Raw genomic sequence first — 21,594 nt, 5'->3', positions numbered from 1 at the left:
CCGCAACCGCCCGAGCACGCGCATCCGTACACGCATAGAAGGAGGGGCCACCGCATGAGTACGCCCTACCCGTTCACCGCACTGGTCGGCCAGACCGACCTGCGCCTCGCGCTGCTGCTCAACGCGGTCAGCCCCGCGGTCGGCGGCGTACTCGTGCGCGGCGAGAAGGGGACGGCCAAGTCCACCGCCGTCCGCGCCCTGTCCGCCCTGCTGCCGCAGGTGGACGTCGTGCCCGGCTGCCGGTTCAGCTGCGCGCCCGCCGCCCCGGACCCCGGCTGCCCCGACGGCCCGCACGAGCCCGGTGCGGGCTCCGCGCGACCCGCCCGCATGGTGGAGCTGCCCGTCGGCGCCTCCGAGGACCGCCTCGTCGGCGCCCTCGACATCGAACGCGCCCTCGCCGACGGTGTGAAGGCCTTCGAGCCGGGCCTGCTGGCCGACGCGCACCGGGGCATCCTCTACGTCGACGAGGTCAACCTCCTCCACGACCACCTCATCGACCTCCTCCTCGACGCCGCCGCGATGGGCGCCTCCTACGTGGAGCGCGAGGGCGTCTCCGTGCGGCACGCGGCGCGCTTCCTCCTCGTCGGCACGATGAACCCCGAGGAGGGCGAGCTCCGCCCGCAGCTCCTCGACCGGTTCGGGCTGACCGTCGAGGTCGCCGCCTCCCGCGAGCCCGTCCAGCGGGTCGAGGTCGTCCGCCGCCGGCTCGCCTACGAGGACGACCCCGCCGCCTTCGCCGGCCGCTGGGCCGCCGACGAACACGACGTGCGCGCCCGTGTGGTGGCCGCCCGGGCCCTGCTCCCGAAGGTCGGCCTCGGCGACACCGCGCTGCTGCAGATCGCCGCGACCTGCGCCGCCTTCGAGGTCGACGGAATGCGCGCCGACATCGTGATGGCCCGGACCGCGACCGCGCTGGCCGCCTGGGCCGGGCGGACCGAGGTGCGCAAGGAGGACGTGCGCCAGGCCGCCCTGCTCGCTCTCCCCCACCGGCGCCGCCGCAACCCCTTCGACGCGCCGGGCCTGGACGAGGAGAAGCTCGACCGGATCCTGGACGAGTTCCCCGACGACGAGCCGGAACACGAGCCCGAGCCCGAGCCGGATCCGCAGGGTCCGGACGGCGGCCCGGACGACGGCGGCCCGGACGACGCCGGTCCCGACGGCGGCGGCGACGGTGACGGCGGAGGCGGCGTACCCCCGCAGGGGCCCGGCCCCGACACCCCCGAGGCGCAGGCCGAGCAGCAGCCGGAGCCCGAGGCCCCGGAGGTATCCGAGCCGCAGCCCTCCGCCCAGGGCGCCGACGCGGCCGAGCAGGCCGCCGTGCGGGCCGCCGAGCCGTTCCGCACCAAGATGCTGAGCGTCCCGGGACTCGGCGAGGGGGCCTCCGGGCGGCGTTCGCGCGCCCGCACGGCCCACGGCCGCACCACCGGCGCGCAGCGCCCCCGCGGCCAGCTGACGAAGCTGCACCTGGCCGCGACCGTCCACGCGGCCGCACCGCACCAGAAGGCGCGCGGGCGCACCGGGCGCGGCCTGGTGATCCGCAAGGACGACCTGCGGCAGGCGACGCGCGAGGGCCGCGAGGGCAACCTCGTGCTGTTCGTCGTCGACGCCTCCGGCTCCATGGCCGCCCGGCAGCGCATGAGCGCGGTCAAGGGAGCGGTGCTGTCCCTGCTCCTCGACGCCTACCAGCGCCGGGACAAGGTCGGCCTCATCACCTTCCGCGGCGCCACGGCCGAACTGGCCCTGCCTCCCACCTCCTCCGTCGACGCCGCCGCGGCCCGGCTGGAGAAACTGCCGACGGGTGGGCGCACCCCGCTCGCCGCCGGGCTGCTCAAGGCCCACGAGGTGCTGCGGATCGAACGGCTGCGGGACCCGAGCCGGCGGCCGCTCCTCGTGGTCGTCACCGACGGGCGGGCCACCTCGGCCGGCACCGCCGCCGGCGGCCGGCCGGACGGCACGCCGCGGGAGCTCGCCGGGCGCAGCGCCCGGCTGCTGGCGGCCGGAGGGGTCGCCTCCGTGGTCGTGGACTGCGAGTCGGGACCGGTCCGGCTGGGGCTGGCCGGAGTGCTGGCCGCCGACCTGGGCGGCCCGGCCGTCACCCTCGACGGGCTGCGGGCCGACTCGCTGGCCGGGCTCGTGAAGAACGTACGTACCCCATCCCCGACCCTCAGGAGGGCCGCGTAATGCCGCAGGGACAGCCGTCCGTCGTTCCGGACGACGGACTCACGACGCGTCAGCGCCGCAACCGCCCGCTCGTCTTCGTCCACACCGGCCCCGGCAAGGGCAAGTCGACGGCTGCCTTCGGGCTGGCGCTGCGCGCCTGGAACCAGGGCTGGCCGATCGGGGTGTTCCAGTTCGTCAAGTCGGCGAAGTGGAAGGTCGGCGAGGAGAACGCGCTGAAGGTGCTCGGCGCCTCGGGCGAGGGCGGCTCCGTCGTCTGGCACAAGATGGGCGAGGGCTGGTCCTGGGTCCAGCGCGACGCGCAGCTCGACAACGAGCAGGCCGCCAAGGAGGGCTGGGAGCAGGTCAAGCGCGACCTGGCCGCCGAGACGCACAGGCTGTACGTGCTGGACGAGTTCGCGTACCCCATGCACTGGGGCTGGATCGACGTGGACGAGGTCATCGAGGTGCTGCGGAACCGTCCCGGTACGCAGCACGTGGTGATCACCGGGCGCAACGCGCCGGAGAAGCTGGTGGAGTTCGCGGACCTCGTCACCGAGATGACCAAGGTCAAGCACCCGATGGACGCCGGCCAGAAGGGCCAGAAGGGCATCGAGTGGTGACCTCGCTCAACGTTCCGCGGCTGGTCATCGCCGCGCCGTCGTCCGGCAGCGGCAAGACCACCGTCGCGACGGGCCTGATGGCGGCCTTCTCGGAGCGCGGCCTCGCCGTGTCCCCGCACAAGGCCGGGCCCGACTACATCGATCCCGGGTACCACGCGCTGGCCACGGGCCGGCCCGGGCGCAACCTGGACGCCTTCATGTGCGGGCCGGAGCTGGTGGCTCCGCTGTTCGCGCACGGGGCCGCCGGATGCGACCTGGCCGTCGTCGAAGGCGTGATGGGTCTCTACGACGGAGCCGCGGGGCGCGGCGAGCTGGCCTCGACGGCCCAGGTCGCGAAGCTGCTGCGGGCGCCGGTGGTGCTCGTCGTCGACGCGTCCTCGCAGTCCCGGTCGGTGGCGGCACTCGTGCACGGCTTCGCCTCGTTCGACCCGCAGGTGCGCCTCGGCGGCGTGATCCTGAACAAGGTCGGCTCCGACCGGCACGAGGAGATGCTGCGCGACGCGCTGGAAGAGGCCGGGATGCCGGTGCTCGGAGTGCTGCGGCGGGCGCCCCAGGTGGCCGCGCCCTCACGGCACTTGGGACTGGTGCCGGTGGCCGAGCGGCGCGCGGACGCGGTGTCCTCCGTCGCCGCGCTGGCCGACCAGGTCCGGGCCGGCTGCGACCTGGAGGCCCTGATGGCCCTGGCTCGGACGGCCCCGCCGCTGGACTGCGTCGCGTGGTCGCCGGAGGACGCCCTGGCGGGCACCGCGGGCACTGCGGGCTTCGCGGGCACCGCGGGCTTCGCCCGGAACCCCGCGCCTCGAAGGCCGGCGGGGCCGCAACGACCGGTGGTCGCCGTCGCGGGCGGGGCCGCGTTCACGTTCTCCTACGCCGAGCACGCGGAGCTGCTGCGCGCGGCCGGCGCGGAGGTCGTCACCTTCGACCCGCTGCGCGACGAGGCGCTGCCCGAGGGGACCGCCGGCCTGGTGATAGGCGGCGGGTTCCCCGAGGTCTACGCCCCCGAGCTGTCCGCCAACGAGCCGCTCCGCAAGGCCGTCGCCGGCTTCGCCGCGGCCGGCGGCCCGGTGGCCGCCGAGTGCGCGGGGCTGCTGTACCTGGCCCGTTCGCTGGACGGGAAGCCCATGTGCGGGGTGCTCGACGCCGACGCGCGGATGTCGGAGCGGCTCACACTCGGCTACCGCGAGGCGGTCGCCGTGTCGGACAGCGTCCTCGCGCCGGCCGGAACCCGGCTGCGCGGGCACGAGTTCCACAGGACGGTGATCGAGCCCGGCGCGGGCGCCGCGCCCGCGTGGGGGTTCACGCGTCCGGAGCGCCGGGTCGAGGGCTTCGTGGAGCGCGGGGTGCACGCCAGCTACCTGCACACGCACTGGGCGGCGGAGCCGTCCGTGGCCGTGCGGTTCGCCGAGGCCGCGGCGGCGCATCGGTGAACCTCGGGCACTCGGACCGGCAGGACCGGACGGTACGGCCGGGCCGGGCCGTCCGGCCGGTCCCGTCGGCCCGGTCCGGCCTGTCGGTCGGGCCGGGCCGGCCGGACGGGTCAGTCCGCGAGGCCCACCACCAGCCAGATCCCGGCCACGCCGCCCACCGTGCACATCAGCGTGGACAGCGCGGGGTGCTTGTGGTGCGCCTCGGGCAGGATCTCGGCGGCGGCCAGGTACAGCAGGACGCCTCCGAAGAAGCCCAGGTACGCCCCGAGCGGTTCCTCCGGAAGGGTGAACAGCAGAGTGGACGCGGCGCCCACCACGGGGGCCACGGCGTCCGCGAAGAGCATCATCAGCGCCTTGCGGCGGGCGTTCCCGTACAGCCGGGTCAGGGTGTACGTGTTGAACCCGTCGGCGAAGTCGTGGGTGATCACGGCCAGCGCGACGGCCACGCCCATCCCGCCGCCGACCTGGAACGCGGCGCCGAGGGCCACTCCGTCGGCGAGGCTGTGGCCGACCATGGCGGCGGCCGCCGTCAGGCCGACCTGGGGGACCCTGCCTCCGTGATCGTCGGGCGCGCCCCCGTGAACGTACCCGTGGCTGTCGCCCCCGTCCCCGTTGCGACCCCCGTGGGATGCCTGGCGGACCGCCAGCAGGCGTTCCACGCAGTGCGCGACGAGGAACCCGCCGACGAAGAGCAGCAGGGCCAGTGGGACGCCGAAGACCTCATCGCCGGCCGCGTGCATGGCCTCCGGGAGCAGGTCGAGGCCCACGACGCCGAGCATCAGCCCGCCGGCCAGGCCCAGCACGAGGTGGCGGCGGTCGGTGACGCGCTGCGCCGTCCATCCGCCCGCCAGGGTCATCAGGAACGCGCCCAACGCCACGATCACGGCCATGTGCCCTTGCATACCGACTGTCGGCCGTCCACGCACTTCCGCGCACGGGTAGCGGAACACGGACGGTTGACGAACACGGCGAACACGACGAACACGACGAGCACCACGACCACGACCACGACGGCCGAGAACGACTGAGAACAGGTGAACCTGGTGGGCGAGTACGCGACGCAGCTGGTGGTCGGGGTCGGTGGCCGCGCGGGGGTGTCCGTGGCGGAGGTCTGCGCTCTGGTGGAGGAGACCCTGCACGGTGCCGGGCTATCGGCAGGGGCGGTGACGGCCCTGGCCACGGTGGAGACGAAGGCGGTGGAGGCGGGGATCGCGGGCGCGGCGGAACGTTTCGGCGTGCCGCTGCTGAGCTACCCCGCCGACCGGCTGGCCGCGATCCCGGTCCCCCACCCCTCGGACGCGGCGCGCGACGCCGCGGGCACCCCGTCGGTGGCGGAGGCCGCCGCGCTCGCCGGGGGCGGGGAACTCCTCGTACCCAAACGGCGGTCGGTGGCGGCGACCTGCGCGGTCGCGACGGCCCACACGCACGACCTGCGCCACCACGGGGACGCGGAGGTGGCGGACACCGGCGCGGCGCTGGTCGATCTCGCGGTGAACGTACGGGCGCACACGCCGCCGCAGTGGCTGAAGGACCGGATCGCGGCTTCGCTCGACGTCCTGTCCGCGTATCCCGACGGCCGGTCGGCCCGCGCCGCGGTGGCCCTGCGCCACGGGCTGCCGGTCGAGCGGGTCCTGCTGACGGCGGGGGCCGCGGAGGCGTTCGTACTGATCGCGCGGGCGCTGGGCGCCACGAGACCCGTCGTGGTGCATCCGCAGTTCACCGAGCCGGAGGCGGCCCTGCGCGACGCGGGCCACCGGGTGGAACGGGTGGTGCTGCGCGCGGCGGACGGCTTCCGCCTGGACCCGGCGGCCGTGCCGCAGGACGCCGACCTCGTGGTGGTCGGCAACCCGACCAACCCGACCTCGGTCCTGCACCCGGCGGCCACGCTGGCCGCGCTGGCACGGCCCGGGCGGATCCTGGTCGTCGACGAGGCGTTCATGGACGCGGTCCCGGGCGAACGCGAGGCGCTGGCCGGGCGGACGGACATACCCGGCCTGGTGGTGCTGCGGAGCCTGACCAAGACGTGGGGGCTGGCCGGGCTGCGCATCGGCTACGTGCTGGCCGAGCCGCAGGTGATCGCGAAGCTGTCGGCCGCGCAGCCGCTGTGGCCGGTGTCCACGCCGGCGCTGGTGGCGGCCGAGGCGTGCGTGGCCCCGGCCGCGCTGGCGGAGGCGGAGGCCGCGGCCCGGCAGATCGCGGTGGACCGGGAGCACCTCCTCGCCGGGCTCGCGGAGTTCGAGGAGATCTCGGTGGCGGGCACGGCGGCCGGGCCGTTCGTGCTGATCCGGATCGAGGGCGCGGCGCAGATCCGCACCCGCCTGCGCGCGCTGGGCTTCGCCGTCCGGCGCGGCGACACCTTCCCGGGCCTGGACCGTTCCTGGCTGCGCCTGGCCGTCCGCGACCGCGCGACCACGGGCCGCCTCCTCCAGGCACTCGACCTGGCCCTCGCCGCCCGCTGACCCGAAGCCCGAAGCCCGGACCCTGGGCCCTGGCCCTCGGCCCCCGCCCCGGCCCCCGGCCCCCGGCCCCCGGCCGAGCCCGCTGCCCGGTGCCACGCCGCGGGCCTCACCCGAACGGCCCTACTCCGCACGGGTGAGCATGGCGGTGTCCGCGGCGCTGCGCGAGGATCACCACAGGCATCGGCCACCATGCGACACCGGGGGTACGGGGATGAAGAAGCTCGGCACTATGGGCAAGATAGCCGCGGCCGCGGCCGGCCTGGCGGTCGTCGGGGGAGCGGCGTACGGCATACCGCACCTCACCGGCGACGCGGGCGGCGCGGCCACCGAGCAGCGTCTGCGGGCGAAACCGGGACCCGTACCGCGCCCGAGCGACGCCGCCACCACCACGCCGCCGGCCACCGGCACCGCCCCCGCCCCCGCCCCCGGGAAGCCGTTCACGCTCGTCGGGACCGGCGACATCATCCCGTACCCGTCCATCGTCCAGCGGGCCGCCGCCGACTCCGCGGAGCAGGGCGGCCACGACTTCCGGAAGATCCTCGCCGGGGTCGAGCCGATCGTCTCCGCCGCTGACCTGGCCGTGTGCCACCACGAGATACCGTACGGCCGGCCCGGCGGCCCCTACACCGGATATCCCCTCTTCAAAGCCCCGCACCAACTGGCCGACGGCCTCAAGGACACCGGGTACGACAGCTGCTCCACCGCCTCGAACCACACCCTGGACGACGGCTACGACGGCCTCGTCCGCGTCCTCGACAACCTCGACCGCGTCGGGATCAAGCACGTGGGGTCGGCCCGCAGCTCCGAGGAGGCGAAGGCCCCGGCGCTGCTCGAAGCCGGCGGCGCCAAGGTCGCCCAGCTGGACTACACGTACGGGACGAACGGCATCCCGCTCCCCTCCGGCAAGCCCTGGGCCGTGAACCTGATCGACCAGGACCGGATCGTCGCCGACGCCCGCGCCGCGCGCGCGGCCGGCGCGAACGTCGTCGTCCTCAGCGTCCACTGGGGCTCCGAGTGGCAGACGGCGCCCGACCGGCAACAGCTGGACCTGGCCGGGGCGCTGACCGCCTCGCGCGGGGCGGACGGCCTCCCCGACATCGACCTGATCCTCGGCACGCACAACCACGTGCCGCAGCCCTACGAGAAGGTCAACGGCACCTGGGTGGTGTACGGCATGGGCGACCAGGTGGCCAGCTTCTACGAGGCCGACAAGGCCCGAGGCAACATGTCCTCGATCCCGCGCTTCACCTTCGCCCCGGCGGCCGCCCATCCGGGCCGCTGGGAGGTGGTGAAGGCCGAATACCTCACGCAGTACTCGGACATGCGGCCGCCGTTCCGCGTCGTCTGCGCCTCGTGCGACTCCTCCGACAGCATGTACGCCGCCGTCGACCGCGAGGTCACGAAGGCCGTGATGTCGCGCGGCGCCGGGGAGCAGGGGCTGACGCGCGCCACGCGGTAGCCCGCGGCGCACCGCCCCGCGCGGCGCCGGCGACAGCTCACCGGCTCATGGCCTCGCGGACTCATGGCCTCATGGCCTCGCGGCCTCGCGGACCGGCTACGAGGCCCTGCCGCGCCGGGTCACGACCAGCGCCGCCGCGCCGAAGCCGAGCAGGATCAGCGCGCCGCCCGTCACGTACGGGGTGAGCGAACCGCCGCCGGTCTCGGCGAGGCCGGCCTCGGTCCCCGAGGTGCCCGTACCCGTACCCGTGCCCGTGCCCACCGTCTGGGGCTTGATGTCGGGCTTCGCCGACGGGCTGGGGGCGGGCCCGGCCGGGGACTCGCAGCGGGCCTCGGCGAGCACGACCTCGCCCTCCACCTGCGCGACGTTCAAATTGAGCGGGTTCAGCGACACCCTGAGCCGCAGCGCGGCCGCCGCGGCCGTGGTGGAGGTGGTCTCGGTGGCGGAGAGCTCCAGGCTGACCAGCCCGACCCCCGGCACCTCGACCTTGGTGGGTCCGCCGGCCGACAGGGTGACCTTCTTGCCGAGGACGGTCACCGTGCCGAGGACGTTCGAGGTGGCGACCGGCTTCTCGCCCGCCGCGCAGACGGCCTTGGAGGTGACCTTCTCCACCTCGATCAGGGAGAGCCCGGGCAGGCCCGGTACGTGCACCCGGGCCTTGACGAGGTTCGCCTCCGCCTCGGCGCGGTTCTTGTCGGCGGTGGCCTTGGAGGTGGCGACGTCGGCACGCAGGACGCTCACCGGCTGCCCGTTGTCGACCCCGTCGAGAGTGACGGTCAGCGCCGTCTTCGCCGCGTCCGCCGGGGCGCTGACCTCGTTGAGGGTCGCCTTCAGCGGGATGTGCACGGTCTTGCTGAGCAGGCCCACGTCCAGTCCGGTGCGCAGGACGACGGCGCCGGCCTTCCCTTCGCCCGGGTGGGAACCGGTGGCGGAGGCGGGCGGAGCGGCGAGCAGGGCAACCGCTCCCGTGGCGAACAGCGCGGCCACGGGCATGCGGAAGGTGTTGCTGTTCAAGTTGGTGGAACCCCCAGGGAGATGGGAGCCGTCGCGCCGCCAATGGGGGACATTGCGCGCGCCGACGGCCTCGACTCCGGAATCTTTACGCACTGAGAGTGAACGGGTGCCAACCCGGCGTGAGTTCACCCCAAAGGATGGTTTCCACGCATAGGTTCGAATTAATCGGCCCCTTGCAGAACGGGAGTTCCCTCCGACCTCAGACATTGCGGACACCTCTCCCGCGCGAAGGCGTACACAACGACCGCGCGGCTGCCGACGTCACGCGCCGTCAACCCGGCGCTCAGGCCACGACGTTGCCGTTCACCACCACCCGCGCCGGCCGCGCGAGCGCCCGTACGTCGGCCCGCGGATCGGTCGCGTAGACCACCAGGTCGGCCGGCGCACCCTCGGTCAGGCCCGGCCTGCCGAGCCATTCGCGCGCCGCCCACGCGGTCGCCGACAGGGCCTCCAGCGGCGGGATGCCGGCTTTGACGAGCTCGCCGACCTCGGCGGCGACCAGGCCGTGCGGCAGGGAACCGCCCGCGTCCGTGCCCACGTAGACCCCGATGCCCGCGTCGTAGGCGGCCCGGACGGTGTCGTAGCGCCCCTCGTGCAGTCTGCGCATGTGCGCCGACCAAGCGGGGAACTTGGCCTCGCCGCCGGCCGCCATCTTCGGGAAGGTCGCGATGTTCACGAGGGTGGGGACGATCGCGACGCCGCGCTCCGCGAACAGCGGGATGGTGTCCTCGGTGAGTCCGGTGGCGTGCTCGACGCAGTCGATGCCCGCCTCGACCAGGTCGCGCAGGGAGTCCTCGGCGAAGCAGTGCGCGGTGACGCGGGCGCCGAGGCGGTGTGCTTCGGCGATGGCGGCCTCGACCTCGGCGCGCGGCCAGCAGGCGGTCAGGTCGCCGGCCTCACGGTCGATCCAGTCGCCGACCAGCTTGACCCAGCCGTCCCCGCGGCGCGCCTCCCGCGCCACGTACTCGACGAGGTCGGCGGGCTCGATCTCGTGGGCGAAGTTGCGGATGTAGCGGCGGGTACGGGCGATGTGCCGGCCGGCCCGGATGATCTTCGGCAGGTCTTCGCGGTCGTCGATCCAGCGGGTGTCGGACGGGGATCCGGCGTCGCGGATGAGGAGGGTGCCGGCGTCGCGGTCGGTCAGCGCCTGGCGTTCGGCGGTGTCCGCGTCGACGGGGCCGTGGGCGTCGAGTCCCACGTGACAGTGCGCGTCGACCAGCCCGGGCAGGACCCAGCCCGTGACCTCGGTGACCTCACGGGCCCCGCGCGGGCGCTCGTACGAGACGCGGCCGCCGACCACCCAGAGTTCGTCACGCACTTCCTCGGGCCCGACCAGCACCCGCCCCTTCACATGCAGCACACCGCTGTCGTCGCTCATATCGGCACTGTACGGCGGCGCTCGGTAGGCTCTCCAGGTCACTCCGGACGATCCCGGACGACCCCGGACGAAGAGAGCACCCCCCGTGAACCACCCCCTCCTGGACCTTCGGCCCCTCACCGCCGCGCGGTTCGGGTCGATCGAGCGGGGCGTAGCGGAGCTGCTCGGGACGCGGGCCGACGTGGTGATCACACAGGGCGAGGCGCTGCTGCCGCTGGAGGGCTGTATCCGGTCGGGTGCGCGCCCCGGCTCCACGGCGCTGAATGTCGTCACCGGCCCCTACGGGACCACCTTCGGCAACTGGCTGCGCGACTGCGGGGCGAGCGTGGTGGACCTGGAGGTCCCCTTCGACACCGCCGTCACCGGCGCGCAGGTCGCCGCCGCCCTGGACGCGCACCCTGAGATCGACTTCGTCTCGCTGGTCCACGCGGAGGCGGCCACCGGGAACACCAACCCGGTCGCGGAGATCGGCGAGGCCGTACGGGCCCACGGGGCGCTGTTCATGCTGGACGCCGTGGCCTCGGTCGGCGCGGAGCCGCTGCTGCCGGACGAGTGGGGCGTGGACCTGTGCGTGATCGGCGCGCAGAAGGCGATGGGCGGCCCGGCGGGCGTCTCGGCCGTGTCGGTGTCCGACCGGGCGTGGGCCCGCTTCGCCGCGAACGGATCGGCGCCCCGCCGCTCGTACCTCTCGCTCCTCGACTGGAAGGAGCGCTGGATCGACGGCGGGCGCAAGGCGCTGCCGCACGCGCCGGCGCAGCTGGAGATGCTGGCGCTGGAGGCGTGCCTGGACCGGATCGCGGCCGAGGGCCTGCCCGCGGTGACGGCCCGCCACGCGGCCGCGGCCGCGGCGACCCGCGCCGGCGCGGTGGCGCTGGGCATCGCCCCGTACGTCGGCCGGGACGCGGCGGCCGCTCCGGTGGCGACCACGCTCCGGGTGCCGGAGGCCTCGCTGGTGGTGGCGAAGGCCCTGGCGGCCGATCCGGCGGCGCCCCTCGCGGCGGGCGGCGGCGCACTGGCCCATCAGATGGTCCGGGTCAACCACTACGGAACGGCGGCCTCCCTGGAGACGGTCGGCTCCTGTCTGACGGCCCTCGCGTCGGCCCTCTCCCTGCCCGCGGCCGGGGCCCTCGCGGCGGCGGCCTCGGCCTGGTCGGCGGCCCCGACCGCCTGACGGCGACGGCTCCCGCGGCCCGGCCGGGGCGCCGGGCCGGGTGTCGGTGAGGCGTGGGGTGCGGTGTCCGGCCGGGCCCGCGTCGGGTCAGCCTTCCAGGGCGTTCAACAGCCGGTCCACGTCCGCCTCGGTGTTGTAGAGGTGGAAGGAGGCCCGCAGGTTGCCGGCGCGGGCGGCGGTGACGATTCCCGCGGCGAGCAGCCCGCTCTGACGGTCGGCCAGGCCCGGGACCGAGACGATCGGGGACGCACCGGGGACGGGCTCGTGCCCGAGCCGGGCGAGGCCTGCGCGGTAGCGGGCGGCCAGGGCGGAGTCGTGGGCGTGGACGGCGGCGACGCCGATCCGTTCGAGCAGGGCGAGCGAGGGCTCGGCGGCGTGGTAGCCGAGGAAGGCCGGGGACTCGTCGAAGCGCCGGGCCCCATGGGCCAGTTGCGGCATCGGGCCGTAGGTGGCGTCCCACATCGACTCGGCCGCCACCCAGCCGGCGTGCAGCGGGGTCAGGCTGTGCTGGGCCTCCTCCGAGACGGTGAGGTAGGAGACCCCGCGCGAGGCCAGCAGCCACTTGTAGCCGGCGGTGACCGTGTACTCGTACGGGGCCGCGTCGAAGGGCAGCCAGCCCGCCGCCTGCGTGGCGTCGACCAGCATCCGCGCCCCGTGCGCGGCGGTCGCGGCGCGGATCGCCGCCAGGTCCGCCGTACGCCCGTCGGCGGACTGTACGGCGCTCAGCGCGACCAGCGCGGTGCCGGGGCCGACGGCCTCGGCGAGGGATTCCAGCGGGGCGAAGCGGACCTTGAGGTCGTCGCGCACCACGAAGGGGTTGATGACGGAGGCGAAGTCGCCCTCGGGGCACAGGACTTCCGCTCCGGCGGGGAGCGAGGCGGAGATCAGGCCGACGTGGGTGGCGACGGCCGAGCCGACGGCCACCCGCTCCGGGGCGACCGCCACGAGGCGGGCGAAGGCCTCCCGGACCCGGTTCACGCGGTCGAAGTCGCCGAAGCCGGCCGGGATTCCGGCCCCGGCCGCCTCGGCCAGCCGCCGCACCTCGGTGACGGCTCCGCGCGGGAGGACGCCGCAGGTGGCGGTGTTGAGATAGGTGGTGGAGTGCGCGAACTCGCCGCGGACGGCTTCGGGCGGAAGAAGGTCCATACCACCCACTCTGCGCCAGGAGGAACCCAAAGTCCATTGGCGGGTTTTGCGCATTACCCCAAAGATTTACTTATGAATCCGACTTACGGCTGCGGCACCGCGCACGCGCCGTCGGGCTCGCACGCCTCACCCTCGGGCGCGGCGGGCGCCGACACCTCGCGCCCGGCCCACGCCTGCTCCAGCGCCCGCGTGAACACCTCGGCGGGCTGGCCGCCCGAAATCCCGTAACGGCGGTCGAGCACGAAGAACGGCACAGCGTTGGCGCCCAGTTCGGCCGCCTCGCGCTCGTCGGCCCGGACCTCGGCGGCGTAGGCGGACTCGTCGGCCAGCACGGCGCGGGTCTCGGCCTCCTCCAGCCCGGCCTCGACGGCGAGCGCGACCAGCACCTCGGGGTCGAAGACGGAGCGCTCCTCGCCGAAGTTGGCGCGGTAGGCGAGGTCGAGCAGCTCCTCCTGGCGGCCGCGGGCGGCGGCCAGGTGCAGCAGGCGGTGGATGTCGAAGGTGTTGCCGTGGTCGCGGCCCTCGGTGCGGTACGTCAGCCCCTCGGCGCGGGCGCTCGCGGCGACGTGCTCCTCCATGCCGCGCGCCTCCTCGAGGGTGCGGCCGTACTTCTTGGCCAGCATCTCCACGACGGGCGCCACCTGCCCCTTGGCGCCGTTCGGGTCGAGCTCGAAGGAGCGGAAGACGACCTCGACCTCGTCACGGTGGGCGAAGTCGGCCAGTCCCCGAGTGAACCGGGCCTTGCCGATGTAGCACCACGGGCAAGCGATGTCGCTCCAGATCTCGACGCGCATTTTCCTTCTTCTCTCCACGGAATCAACTGTTCCGGCTTCAACCAATCGCCCTCCGGTCTCATTCCCCGGACGGCTCCCCCACCGCGAGCCAGAGCGTGCGGTGGGAGCCGGCCTGGGCTCCGTCGGGGTCCGGGAGCCAGCCGTGGGTGGCGTAGAACGCCTGGGCGCGCAGGTTGTGCTCGTAGACCTCCAGCCGGACCCTGCGGACGCCCGCCCGGCGCCAGGCGTCCAGGCAGGCGGCGTGCAGGGCGGCCCCGGTCCCCCGGCGCCAGTGCCCGGGGTCCACGTGCAGCTGGGTGAGGGTGGTCTCGCCGTCGGCGGTGCGGAAGGCGGCGACCCCGGTGAGCTCGCCGTCGCGCTCGGCGCAGAGCACCCCGCCCTCGGCTCCGGCGCGGGCCACCGCCAGCGACCAGCCCTCGCGGGTGCGCGCCAGCTCGGCCGCGCCGCCGTAGACCTCCTGCGGTATCCGGCCCCGGTAGTAGGTGGCACGGGCCCGGGTGTGGAGGGCGGCGATGGCGTCGAGGTCGGCGGGCTGCGCGCTGCGGATCATGGAAAAGGAAACGCGCCGGGAACCCTGCCGGTTCCCGGCGCGCGTCCTTCGCGTCCGGCGCACACCCGATCCGGCCACGCGTACGGGCCGGCCGGCGCGGCTACTTCTTCAGCCACGCCTCCATCATCTTCTGCGCGACGGGGGCGGCCAGCTTGCCGCCGCCGATCTCGGAACGGTCGGTGTCCGACCGCTCGATCACCACGGCGACCACGATCTGCTTGCCGTTCAGCTTCCCGTACGAGGTGAACCAGGCGAGCGGTGACAGGCTGTTGTTCACGCCGCGCTGGGCGGTACCTGTCTTGGCCCCCACCTCGGCGCCCTGGACGAGGGCGTTCTTGCCGCCGCCTTCGGTGGCGACCGTGAGCATCGCCTCCCGGATCATCGAGGCGGTCTTCTCGCTCATCACCTGCTGGGTCTTCGGGTCCTTGAAGCTCTCCAGCACGTTGCCGTTGGAGTCGGTGACCTCGGAGACCTCGTGCGGGGAGACCAGCTTGCCGCCGTTCTCGATCGCGGCCGTCACCATCGCCATCTGGAGCGGGGTGGCCTGGACGTCGAACTGGCCGATACCCGTCTGCGCGACCTGGTCGACCGACATCTTCTTCGTCGGGTACTTGCTGGCCGGGCTGGTCCAGACGGGGATCTTCTGCACGACGTTGAAGCCGAGCTTCTCCGCCATCGCGCGCATCTTGTCCTGGCCGAGCTTGTGGGCCAGGTCCGCGAAGACGTTGTTGCAGGACAGCTTCAGCGCGGTCCGCGGGGACACGTTGTTGCAGGCCGCGTCGCCCGCCTCGCTGGGCAGCTTGGTCCTCGTGCCGGGAATCGTGTAGTCACCGGGGACCCCGGTGGGCGTGTCGATGTTCGTGACCAGGCCGTTCTCGATGGCCGCCGCCAGCGTGACCAGCTTGAAGGTGGAACCGGGCGCCTGCGGCTTGCGCAGGGCCGTGTTCTCCATCGCCTTGCCCTTGTCGGCGTTGAGCGCGTCCCAGGCCTTCTGGTCCGCGTCGGTGGCGCCGGCGATGGTGCCCGGGTCGAAGGTCGGATTGTTCACGACGGCCAGGACCTCGCCCGTCGCCGGATCGATCGCCACGGCGGAGCCCTGCTTGTCCTGCAGCGCGTCCCAGCCCGCCTTCTGGACGTCCCTGTCGATCGTGGTCAGCACGTTGCCGGGGGCCGCGCGCTTGTTGGTGAGCGTGTCCATGATCGTCTTGAGCCGGTTGTCGGAGCCGTTGAGGACGTTCCTGTAGACGCCCTCCAGCATGCTCGCCCCGAAGGCCTGGGAGCTGTAGCCGGTGATCGGCGCGTACAGCGCTCCGTCGGTGTACGTCCGCTTGTACGAGTAGGTCTTGCCGTCCGTCTTCGTGGAGCCGGTGATCGCCTCCCCGCCCACGATGATGTTCCCCAACGGGTTCTCGTACTGCCCGATGAGGTTCCGCTTGTTGTTCTTGTCGTCTGCGAGGGCCTGGCCTTGATACGCCTGCACCCAGGTGACCCGCACCAAAAGGGCCAGCACCAGAAGCAGACAGAAGACCGACGCACGCCTGATCGTCTTGTTCATCCCCCAGAAGGACGCCCCAGCCGTCCCAGCCGTTCCGCTCTGCCCCGATTGTGGCGGAGTTCTCAGCCCTTCCTCATGAGGAAGCCCCCCTCGTACGCCGCGATGACCGCCTGCGTGCGGTCCCGGGAGCCGGTCTTGGCCAGGACCGAGGCGACATGCGTCTTGACCGTCTGCGGGCCGACGCCCAGGCGCTCGCTCACCTCGTGGTTGGACAGCCCGGTGGCCATCAGCCGCAGTACGTCGGCCTCCCGGTCGGTGAGCCGGGCCACCCAGGGCGCGGCGGCCGCTCCGCCTCCGGGCGGGGTGTGGGTGGCGGCCAGGGAGCGGACGGCCGCCGGGAAGAGCAGCGAGTCGCCCAGCGCCACCAGCCGGACCGCGCCGGTCAGCTCGTCGGGGTCGGCCCGCTTGAGGAGGAACCCGGAGGCCCCCGCGCGCAGCGCGTCGTAGACGTACGAGTCGTTCTCGAAGGTGGTGACCACCACGATCCGGGGCGGCTCGGCCATGGTGGCCAGGATCCGCTCGGTGGCGCGGATGCCGTCGATCTCGGGCATCCGGACGTCCATCAGCACGACGTCCGGGGCGAGCGCGCGGACCACGGACACGGCCTCGGTACCGGTGGCCGCCTCCCCGACGACCGTCATGTCGGGCTCGGCCTCGAGGATGACCCGCAGGGCGGTGCGGACCATCCGCTCGTCATCGGCCAGTACGACGCGCAGCGGCGGCCGGGGCGCCGTGCTCATCGGGCTGCTCCGCCGAGGGGCAGGACGGCCCGCAGCCGCCATCCGCCCTCGTGCCGCCCGGCTTCGACGTGCCCGCCGAGCAGCGCGGCCCGCTCGGCGGCGCCCCGCAGCCCCCGGCCCCCGGTGGTACGCGCTTCCCGGGCCTCCCCCACTTCGGGGGAGGCGGCCGGTCCGTTGGTCATGGTGATCTCCATTTCACTGTGTCCGTTCCGTTCCCTTACGAGGATCCGCAGGTCGACCGGGGCCGCCCCGTGCCGCAGGGCGTTGCTCAGCCCTTCCTGCACGATGCGGTACGCCTCCCGCGAGGCGAGTGCCGGGAGCCGCGCCCAGTCCCCGGCCGGCCCCGGGTCCTGGTGCGTGCTGATCGGGGTCCCCGCGGCCCGGCTGCGGGCCAGCAGCCCCTCCAAGTCGGCGGCGAGCGTCGGCGCGGGCCCGGCTCGGCCGGCCTCCGTGCCGTCCCCCTCTCGTAGCAGGCCGAGGACCGCGTCCAGCTCCCCCACCGTGCGCCGGGTGGTGTCCTCGATCGCGGCCAGCGCCTCCCGTACGAAGCCGGGGTCGCTGTCGAGCACCCGCCGGGCGGCGCTCGCCTGGAGGGTGACCGCGCTCAACGCGTGCCCTACGGCGTCGTGCAGCTCCCGCGCCAGGCGGCCTCGTAGCGCCAGGTCGGCGGCCCGCTCCTCGGCCGCGGCCAGCCGGTCCGCCGCCGTCGGCCCGAGCAGCACGGGCGCCAGCCGGGCCAGCAGCGCCGTGGCCCCGGCGGCGCACAGGACGAGTCCCGCCAGCAGTCCGATCCCCAGCAGGGGGGCCACATACGACTCGGTCCGGGTGCTCAGGCAGCCGAACCCGAGCGGGATCTCGCGCAGCGCGCTCACGAACGGCAGGGCGATCAGCACCACCGCCATGGGCGGGACCGCCAGGGTCATCCCGCTGACCAGCGCGCCGACCCCCAGGTGCAGGGTCCACCAGGCCGCGGTCCGCCCCCGGGCCGCCCAGCTCCGGGCCCGCCCCTCGGCCAGCCGCTCCCCCGGCACCGCGCACATGGCCCGCACCGCGGCCACCGACATCGGCCGGACCAGTCCGAACAGCCCGCTCACGGCGACCAGCGGCAGGCTGACGGCGTAGGCGGCGAGGCTGAGCGGCAGGGAGTCGAGCACGGGGGACCCGCCGCCGGCGACCACACCGACCGCCACCTGCGCGAGCAGGAAGTACGGCATCAGCAGGGCCCCGCCGAGTATGAGATGGACCCAGCCGAGGCGGACCCGGCTGCGCCACTCCCGCCCGGGACGGCCCCGCCCGAGCCGGCCCCGACCCGGCCCCACCGGGGCCAGACCCTCCCGGCCCGGGCTCAGCCGGACGCGCGCCTTCGGTCTCCGCTCCACGCCCGCCCCGTCAGACCGGGCGCCGGCCGGCGAGGAAACGTCCCATGACGGAGGCGGCGAGGAGCGCGGTGATCATCTGGCCAGCGTAGATCAGGTAGGTCGCCGTGGTGGTCCGTTCGTCCGGGCCGGTGCCACCGCCCGTCGCGGCGACCATCAGCCACATCCCCCAGCACAGGGTCGCCGCCGAACCGGTCCACGCGACGGCCAGCGGCCACCACGCCCGCCGGGCCCCGCCCTTGGCGAGCAGCACCGCCCCCGCCCCGGCGGTCAGCGCGCATATCCCGTGGACGGCGGAGCCCACGGCGGTGTCCGAGGAGTACTGCGCGATCTGCGACGCGTTGTGTCCGGCCGTGCCGCCGAAGGCCCAGTAGAAGTGCGTCAACGCGACCACCACGGACAGCGCCGCCGCGGACCCCGCCACCACCCCCGTGGGCGACGGGAGCCCTTCGCCGAGGACGCCTTGCCAGCGCCGGCCCCAGCGCTCCCGCGCATAGGGCACGAACAGACCGGCCAGGGCTATCGCCTGGACGATGAAGCCCGTGTAGACGACGTGGAAGACCCAGGGATCGAGGAAGGGCGTCCTGGTCGCCTGCTCGACCGCGTCCGGCCCCGCCCCCAGCGCCCTCAGGAGGAGTTGGCCGGGGAACCCGAGCACGATGGGCGTGAGAAGGCCGGTGGCGACGAAGACCGGGACCGTCAGCAGCCAGGAAGGCGCCCTCATGCCCCAGGGCCTGGTGAGCACCAGCGCGAGCACGATCACGGCGGCGTCCATGAGCACCGTGACGGCATTGGCCGCGGTGATGAAGAGCCCGGGCTCCAGCAGCACGCTGCCGTCCGGTATCCCGATGCGGCTCCCGGCCAGCCAGGCGGTCTTCAGGGTCAGATACGGGAGGGTGGCGGCCATGGCCACCACGGCCAGGGTGGTGCGTCCGGCTCCCGCCCGGGGGGTCCGCGGCTGTGTTTCCTCGTGCGTCGGTCGCGGTGATCGCGTCGTGTGAACGGCTCGTGTGGTCATGACTCAACGGTCCCGGTTCCGCGCCCCCGCCACCTCCCCCTTGATGGGGAACCGCCTCCCCCGCCCGGGGGAGGAAGCAGGGCCTCCGCCGCACCACCTGCGCCGGACGACCCGCGCCGGGCGACCCGCGCCCGCTGCGTCACATCCGCCGTGTCACCACCGACAGCCGGTCCCGCGCCTCGAACAGCGCCGCCTTGATGGCGCGCTCGTGCCCCGGCGTCAGCCGCGCCACCGGCACCGAGCAGCTCACCGCGTCCCGCGCCGGCGTCCGGTAGGGCACCGCCACGCCGAAGCACCGCAGTCCGAGCGTGTTCTCCTCGCGGTCGACCGCGTACCCCTGCTCGCGCACCAGCGCCAGCTCGTCGATGAGCCGGTCCCGGTCGGTGATGGTGTGTTCGGTGACGGCTTCCAGCCGCCGCGGCAGCAGTCCCCGTACCTCCTCGTCCGTGTGCGTGGCCAGCAGCGCCTTGCCGAGGGCCGTCGAGTGCACGGGCAGCCGGCGCCCGACGCGGGTGAAGGGCCGCAGGTAGTGCTGGGACTGCCGGGTCGCCAGGTAGACGACGCTCGTCCCGTCCATCCGGGCCAGGTGGATCGTCTCCGTCGTGTCGTCGGAGAGCCGGTCCAGCGTCGGCCGCGCCGCCGCGACGACCTCGTCCCCGTCGATGTACGAGCTGCCGACGAGCAGCGCCCGCACTCCGATGCCGTACCGCGTACCCGCCGCGTCCGTCTCCACCCAGCCCAGGTTCACCAGAGTGCGCAGCAGCATGTAGAGGCTGGACTTGGGCAGGGAGAGGTCGTTCTGGATGTCGGCCAGGCTGTGCAGCCCCGGCCGCGACGCGAAGTGTTCCAGCAGTTGGACCGTGCGTACCGCCGACTTGACGGCCCCCGGCGCGCCCGAGCCCCCCGACTCAGCTGTCGTCATTCGCCTTCGTGCCCCTTTGTCTCTTGTCAACCCGTAAGACGCGGAAATAGAGTCCACGATGAATGTGATCATTCATCCACCGGAACGGCGTTCACAATACTGAACGCAACCGCGCGGGTCAGCGTAGATCCAGGAGGCAATTCGCCATGGCAGCAGGACCAGTCTGGAGTGTGGACCCCCGCACCGGGAAGCCGCGCGAGCAGGTTGCGGTGGAGGCCACACCCCAGGAGGTGGACGAAGCCGTGCGCGCGGCCCACGCGGCCCGTGGCGCGCTCGCCGACGCCGGGGCCCGCGCGGCCTTCCTGCGTACCGCCGCCGACCTGCTCGACGAGGCCGCCGCCCAGGTCGTGGAGGCCGCCGACGCCGAGACGGCGCTGGGCCCCGGCCGGCTCACCGGCGAGCTCGCCCGCACCACCGGCCAGCTGCGCTCCTTCGCCGACGCCGTGGACGAGGGCTCCTACCTCGACATCCGCATCGACCGCGCCGACCCCGCCACCGCCCCGCCCCGCCCCGAACTGCGCCGCTACAAGGTGCCGCTCGGCGTGGTCGCGGTCTACGCCGCCTCCAACTTCCCGCTCGCCTTCTCCGTACCCGGCGGCGACACCGCCAGCGCGCTGGCCGCCGGCTGCCCCGTCGTGGTCAAGGCGCACCCCGACCACCCGGCCACCTCCGAGCTGTGCGCGGCGCTGCTGCGCCGCGCGGCCGTGGCCACGGGGCTGCCGGCCGAGGTGGTCTCGGTGGTGCACGGGTTCGACTCCGGCCTGGAACTGATCCGGCACCCGCTGGTCACCGCCGCCGGGTTCACCGGTTCCATCCGGGGCGGGCGGGCGCTGTTCGACGCCGCCTCCACCCGGCCCGTGCCGATCCCCTTCCACGGGGAACTGGGCTCCCTGAACCCGGTCGTGGTCACCGAGGCGGCCGCCGCCGAGCGCGCCGAGGAGATCGGCGGCGGACTGGCGGGCTCGGTCACGCTCGGCGTCGGCCAGTTCTGCGTCAAGCCGGGCCTGGTCCTCGTACCAGAGGGCGCGGCCGGCGACCGGCTCGCCGGGGCGCTGGCCAAGGCGCTCGGGGAGACCGGTCCGGGGGTGCTGCTCGACCACCGGATGCGGGAGAACTTCGTCGCCGGCGTCCGCGAGCGCGCCGCGCTGCCCGGGGTCGACGCGCCCGTCACGCCCGGCTCCGGCGGCGAACACACCGTCGGCGCGGGCTACCTGAGCGTCCCGGCGCGGACCCTGATCGAGGGCGGCCCCTACGAGCTGCTCCTCGAGGAGTGCTTCGGCCCCGTCACCGTGCTCGCGCGGTACGCCGGCCAGGGCGAGGCCGCCGCCGTCCTCGGCCGGCTCCCCGGGAACCTCACCGCGACCCTCCAGCTGTCGGCCGCCGAGGCCGACGGCGGCCCGGGGCCCGCGGCGGAGCTGATCTCCCAGGTCACGACGCTGGCCGGGCGGGTCGTGGTGAACAGCTGGCCGACCGGCGTGGCCGTGGCCCCGGCCCAGCACCACGGCGGCCCCTACCCGGCGGCGACCTCCCACTCCACCTCGGTCGGCGGGACCGCGATCGAGCGCTGGCTGCGGCCGGTGGCCTACCAGTCGGTACCGGACGCCCTGCTCCCGCCGGAGCTGCGGGAGGCCAACCCGCTGGGACTCCCGCGCCGGGTCACGGGTGACAGGGCCTAGTCCGGGCCGCCCGCCCCGGTAGCCCCGCCCGCCCGCCTGCCCGCTCGCCCGTCCCGCTCGCCCGTCGCGCTCGCCCGTCGCGCGAGCGGGACGGCGCAGGCCTAGGCTCAATGCTGGTGATTTAGGCCG

At 74.3% G+C, this 21,594-nt stretch carries 18 protein-coding genes; 7 read left to right on the top strand and 11 right to left on the bottom strand.

The features are described 5' to 3' along the window. Positions 1–54: 54 nt before the first annotated feature. Genes J7F03_RS32640 through J7F03_RS32630 form a run of 3 tightly spaced genes read left to right on the top strand, consistent with a single transcriptional unit; the run spans position 55 to position 4,207 of the window. The gene (locus J7F03_RS32640) at positions 55–2,181 is read left to right on the top strand and encodes a putative cobaltochelatase (RefSeq protein WP_214955932.1); all 2,127 of its coding nucleotides are present in this window, start codon (positions 55–57) and stop codon (positions 2,179–2,181) included. Beyond that, complete coding sequence (cobO, locus tag J7F03_RS32635) at positions 2,181–2,780, top strand: cob(I)yrinic acid a,c-diamide adenosyltransferase (protein ID WP_053678569.1); 600 nt, start codon at positions 2,181–2,183, stop codon at positions 2,778–2,780. The genes J7F03_RS32640 and cobO overlap by 1 nt, the downstream gene beginning before the upstream one ends. Next, positions 2,774–4,207: a cobyrinate a,c-diamide synthase gene (locus J7F03_RS32630; protein WP_214955931.1), complete on the top strand. Its 1,434-nt coding sequence runs from the start codon at positions 2,774–2,776 to the stop codon at positions 4,205–4,207. Before cobO ends, J7F03_RS32630 begins: the two co-directional genes overlap by 7 nt. A 110-nt stretch (positions 4,208–4,317) precedes the next feature. Here the strand turns inward: J7F03_RS32630 and J7F03_RS32625 are convergent, their stop codons facing one another. Continuing rightward, a complete protein-coding gene (locus tag J7F03_RS32625; protein WP_214955930.1) occupies positions 4,318–5,097 on the bottom strand; it encodes a ZIP family metal transporter in 780 nt (259 codons plus the stop codon). Positions 5,098–5,250: 153 nt separating this feature from the next. Between J7F03_RS32625 and cobC the strand changes: the two genes are divergently transcribed. Continuing rightward, complete coding sequence (gene cobC / locus J7F03_RS32620) at positions 5,251–6,666, top strand: Rv2231c family pyridoxal phosphate-dependent protein CobC (RefSeq protein WP_308380050.1); 1,416 nt, start codon at positions 5,251–5,253, stop codon at positions 6,664–6,666. A gap of 229 nt (positions 6,667–6,895) precedes the next feature. Beyond that, positions 6,896–8,125 (top strand): CapA family protein, encoded by a 1,230-nt coding sequence (locus J7F03_RS32615; protein ID WP_251072839.1) that lies wholly within the window; start codon positions 6,896–6,898, stop codon positions 8,123–8,125. Between the two features lie 96 nt (positions 8,126–8,221). Here the strand turns inward: J7F03_RS32615 and J7F03_RS32610 are convergent, their stop codons facing one another. Continuing rightward, the gene (locus tag J7F03_RS32610; RefSeq protein ID WP_214955929.1) at positions 8,222–9,139 is read right to left on the bottom strand and encodes an SCO1860 family LAETG-anchored protein; all 918 of its coding nucleotides are present in this window, start codon (positions 9,137–9,139) and stop codon (positions 8,222–8,224) included. Positions 9,140–9,422: 283 nt separating this feature from the next. Continuing rightward, positions 9,423–10,517 carry an amidohydrolase family protein gene (locus tag J7F03_RS32605; RefSeq protein ID WP_214955928.1) on the bottom strand — a complete coding sequence of 365 codons (1,095 nt, stop codon included), beginning with the start codon at positions 10,515–10,517 and terminating at the stop codon, positions 9,423–9,425. A gap of 85 nt (positions 10,518–10,602) precedes the next feature. Here J7F03_RS32605 and J7F03_RS32600 point away from each other — a divergent pair, with 85 nt between their 5' ends. Further along, a complete protein-coding gene (locus J7F03_RS32600) occupies positions 10,603–11,688 on the top strand; it encodes an aminotransferase class V-fold PLP-dependent enzyme (RefSeq protein ID WP_214955925.1) in 1,086 nt (361 codons plus the stop codon). Between the two features lie 87 nt (positions 11,689–11,775). On the opposite strand, the gene J7F03_RS32595 is transcribed toward J7F03_RS32600, so the two are convergent. From J7F03_RS32595 to J7F03_RS32560, 8 genes are all read right to left on the bottom strand, one after another. Next, positions 11,776–12,834, bottom strand: coding sequence for an aminotransferase class V-fold PLP-dependent enzyme (locus J7F03_RS32595; protein ID WP_214955923.1), 1,059 nt, complete (start codon positions 12,832–12,834; stop codon positions 11,776–11,778). A gap of 83 nt (positions 12,835–12,917) precedes the next feature. After that, a complete protein-coding gene (locus tag J7F03_RS32590; protein ID WP_214955921.1) occupies positions 12,918–13,628 on the bottom strand; it encodes a DsbA family oxidoreductase in 711 nt (236 codons plus the stop codon). Positions 13,629–13,686: 58 nt separating this feature from the next. Then, on the bottom strand, positions 13,687–14,178 hold the full coding sequence (locus tag J7F03_RS32585) for a GNAT family N-acetyltransferase (RefSeq protein WP_214955919.1): 492 nt from the start codon (positions 14,176–14,178) through the stop codon (positions 13,687–13,689). A gap of 100 nt (positions 14,179–14,278) precedes the next feature. Further along, complete coding sequence (locus J7F03_RS32580; RefSeq protein WP_214955917.1) at positions 14,279–15,733, bottom strand: penicillin-binding transpeptidase domain-containing protein; 1,455 nt, start codon at positions 15,731–15,733, stop codon at positions 14,279–14,281. A 62-nt stretch (positions 15,734–15,795) separates the two neighbouring features. Then, positions 15,796–16,473 (bottom strand): response regulator transcription factor, encoded by a 678-nt coding sequence (locus J7F03_RS32575; RefSeq protein ID WP_214955915.1) that lies wholly within the window; start codon positions 16,471–16,473, stop codon positions 15,796–15,798. Further along, positions 16,470–17,687 carry a sensor histidine kinase gene (locus tag J7F03_RS32570; protein WP_214956047.1) on the bottom strand — a complete coding sequence of 406 codons (1,218 nt, stop codon included), beginning with the start codon at positions 17,685–17,687 and terminating at the stop codon, positions 16,470–16,472. Before J7F03_RS32570 ends, J7F03_RS32575 begins: the two co-directional genes overlap by 4 nt. 175 nt (positions 17,688–17,862) lie before the next feature. Beyond that, entirely contained in the window at positions 17,863–18,756 is an 894-nt protein-coding gene (locus J7F03_RS32565) for a hypothetical protein (protein ID WP_374104422.1), read from the bottom strand. A 250-nt stretch (positions 18,757–19,006) separates the two neighbouring features. Beyond that, a complete protein-coding gene (locus J7F03_RS32560) occupies positions 19,007–19,789 on the bottom strand; it encodes an IclR family transcriptional regulator (RefSeq protein ID WP_214955911.1) in 783 nt (260 codons plus the stop codon). Positions 19,790–19,935: 146 nt separating this feature from the next. Here J7F03_RS32560 and J7F03_RS32555 point away from each other — a divergent pair, with 146 nt between their 5' ends. Continuing rightward, a complete protein-coding gene (locus J7F03_RS32555; RefSeq protein ID WP_214955909.1) occupies positions 19,936–21,465 on the top strand; it encodes an aldehyde dehydrogenase family protein in 1,530 nt (509 codons plus the stop codon). The last annotated feature ends 129 nt before the right edge of the window (positions 21,466–21,594 follow it).

The sequence above is a fragment of the Streptomyces sp. ISL-43 genome, from assembly GCF_018614195.1.
Taxonomy (GTDB): Bacteria; Actinomycetota; Actinomycetes; order Streptomycetales; family Streptomycetaceae; genus Streptomyces.
The sequence above is the reverse complement of the archived record's forward strand: the minus strand, read 5'-3'. Positions and strand labels throughout refer to the sequence as shown.

Coding starts and splice junctions, on each gene's coding strand:
- J7F03_RS32640 (WP_214955932.1), top strand. CDS start 55: ATGAGTACGCCCTACCCGTTCACCGCACTGGTCGGCCAGACCGACCTG.
- cobO (WP_053678569.1), top strand. CDS start 2,181: ATGCCGCAGGGACAGCCGTCCGTCGTTCCGGACGACGGACTCACGACG.
- J7F03_RS32625 (WP_214955930.1), bottom strand. CDS start 5,097: ATGGCCGTGATCGTGGCGTTGGGCGCGTTCCTGATGACCCTGGCGGGC.
- J7F03_RS32615 (WP_251072839.1), top strand. CDS start 6,896: ATGGGCAAGATAGCCGCGGCCGCGGCCGGCCTGGCGGTCGTCGGGGGA.
- J7F03_RS32605 (WP_214955928.1), bottom strand. CDS start 10,517: ATGAGCGACGACAGCGGTGTGCTGCATGTGAAGGGGCGGGTGCTGGTC.
- J7F03_RS32595 (WP_214955923.1), bottom strand. CDS start 12,834: ATGGACCTTCTTCCGCCCGAAGCCGTCCGCGGCGAGTTCGCGCACTCC.
- J7F03_RS32590 (WP_214955921.1), bottom strand. CDS start 13,628: ATGCGCGTCGAGATCTGGAGCGACATCGCTTGCCCGTGGTGCTACATC.
- J7F03_RS32585 (WP_214955919.1), bottom strand. CDS start 14,178: ATGATCCGCAGCGCGCAGCCCGCCGACCTCGACGCCATCGCCGCCCTC.
- J7F03_RS32580 (WP_214955917.1), bottom strand. CDS start 15,733: ATGAACAAGACGATCAGGCGTGCGTCGGTCTTCTGTCTGCTTCTGGTG.
- J7F03_RS32575 (WP_214955915.1), bottom strand. CDS start 16,473: ATGAGCACGGCGCCCCGGCCGCCGCTGCGCGTCGTACTGGCCGATGAC.
- J7F03_RS32570 (WP_214956047.1), bottom strand. CDS start 17,687: ATGCCGTACTTCCTGCTCGCGCAGGTGGCGGTCGGTGTGGTCGCCGGC.
- J7F03_RS32565 (WP_374104422.1), bottom strand. CDS start 18,756: ATGGCCGCCACCCTCCCGTATCTGACCCTGAAGACCGCCTGGCTGGCC.
- J7F03_RS32560 (WP_214955911.1), bottom strand. CDS start 19,789: ATGACGACAGCTGAGTCGGGGGGCTCGGGCGCGCCGGGGGCCGTCAAG.
- J7F03_RS32555 (WP_214955909.1), top strand. CDS start 19,936: ATGGCAGCAGGACCAGTCTGGAGTGTGGACCCCCGCACCGGGAAGCCG.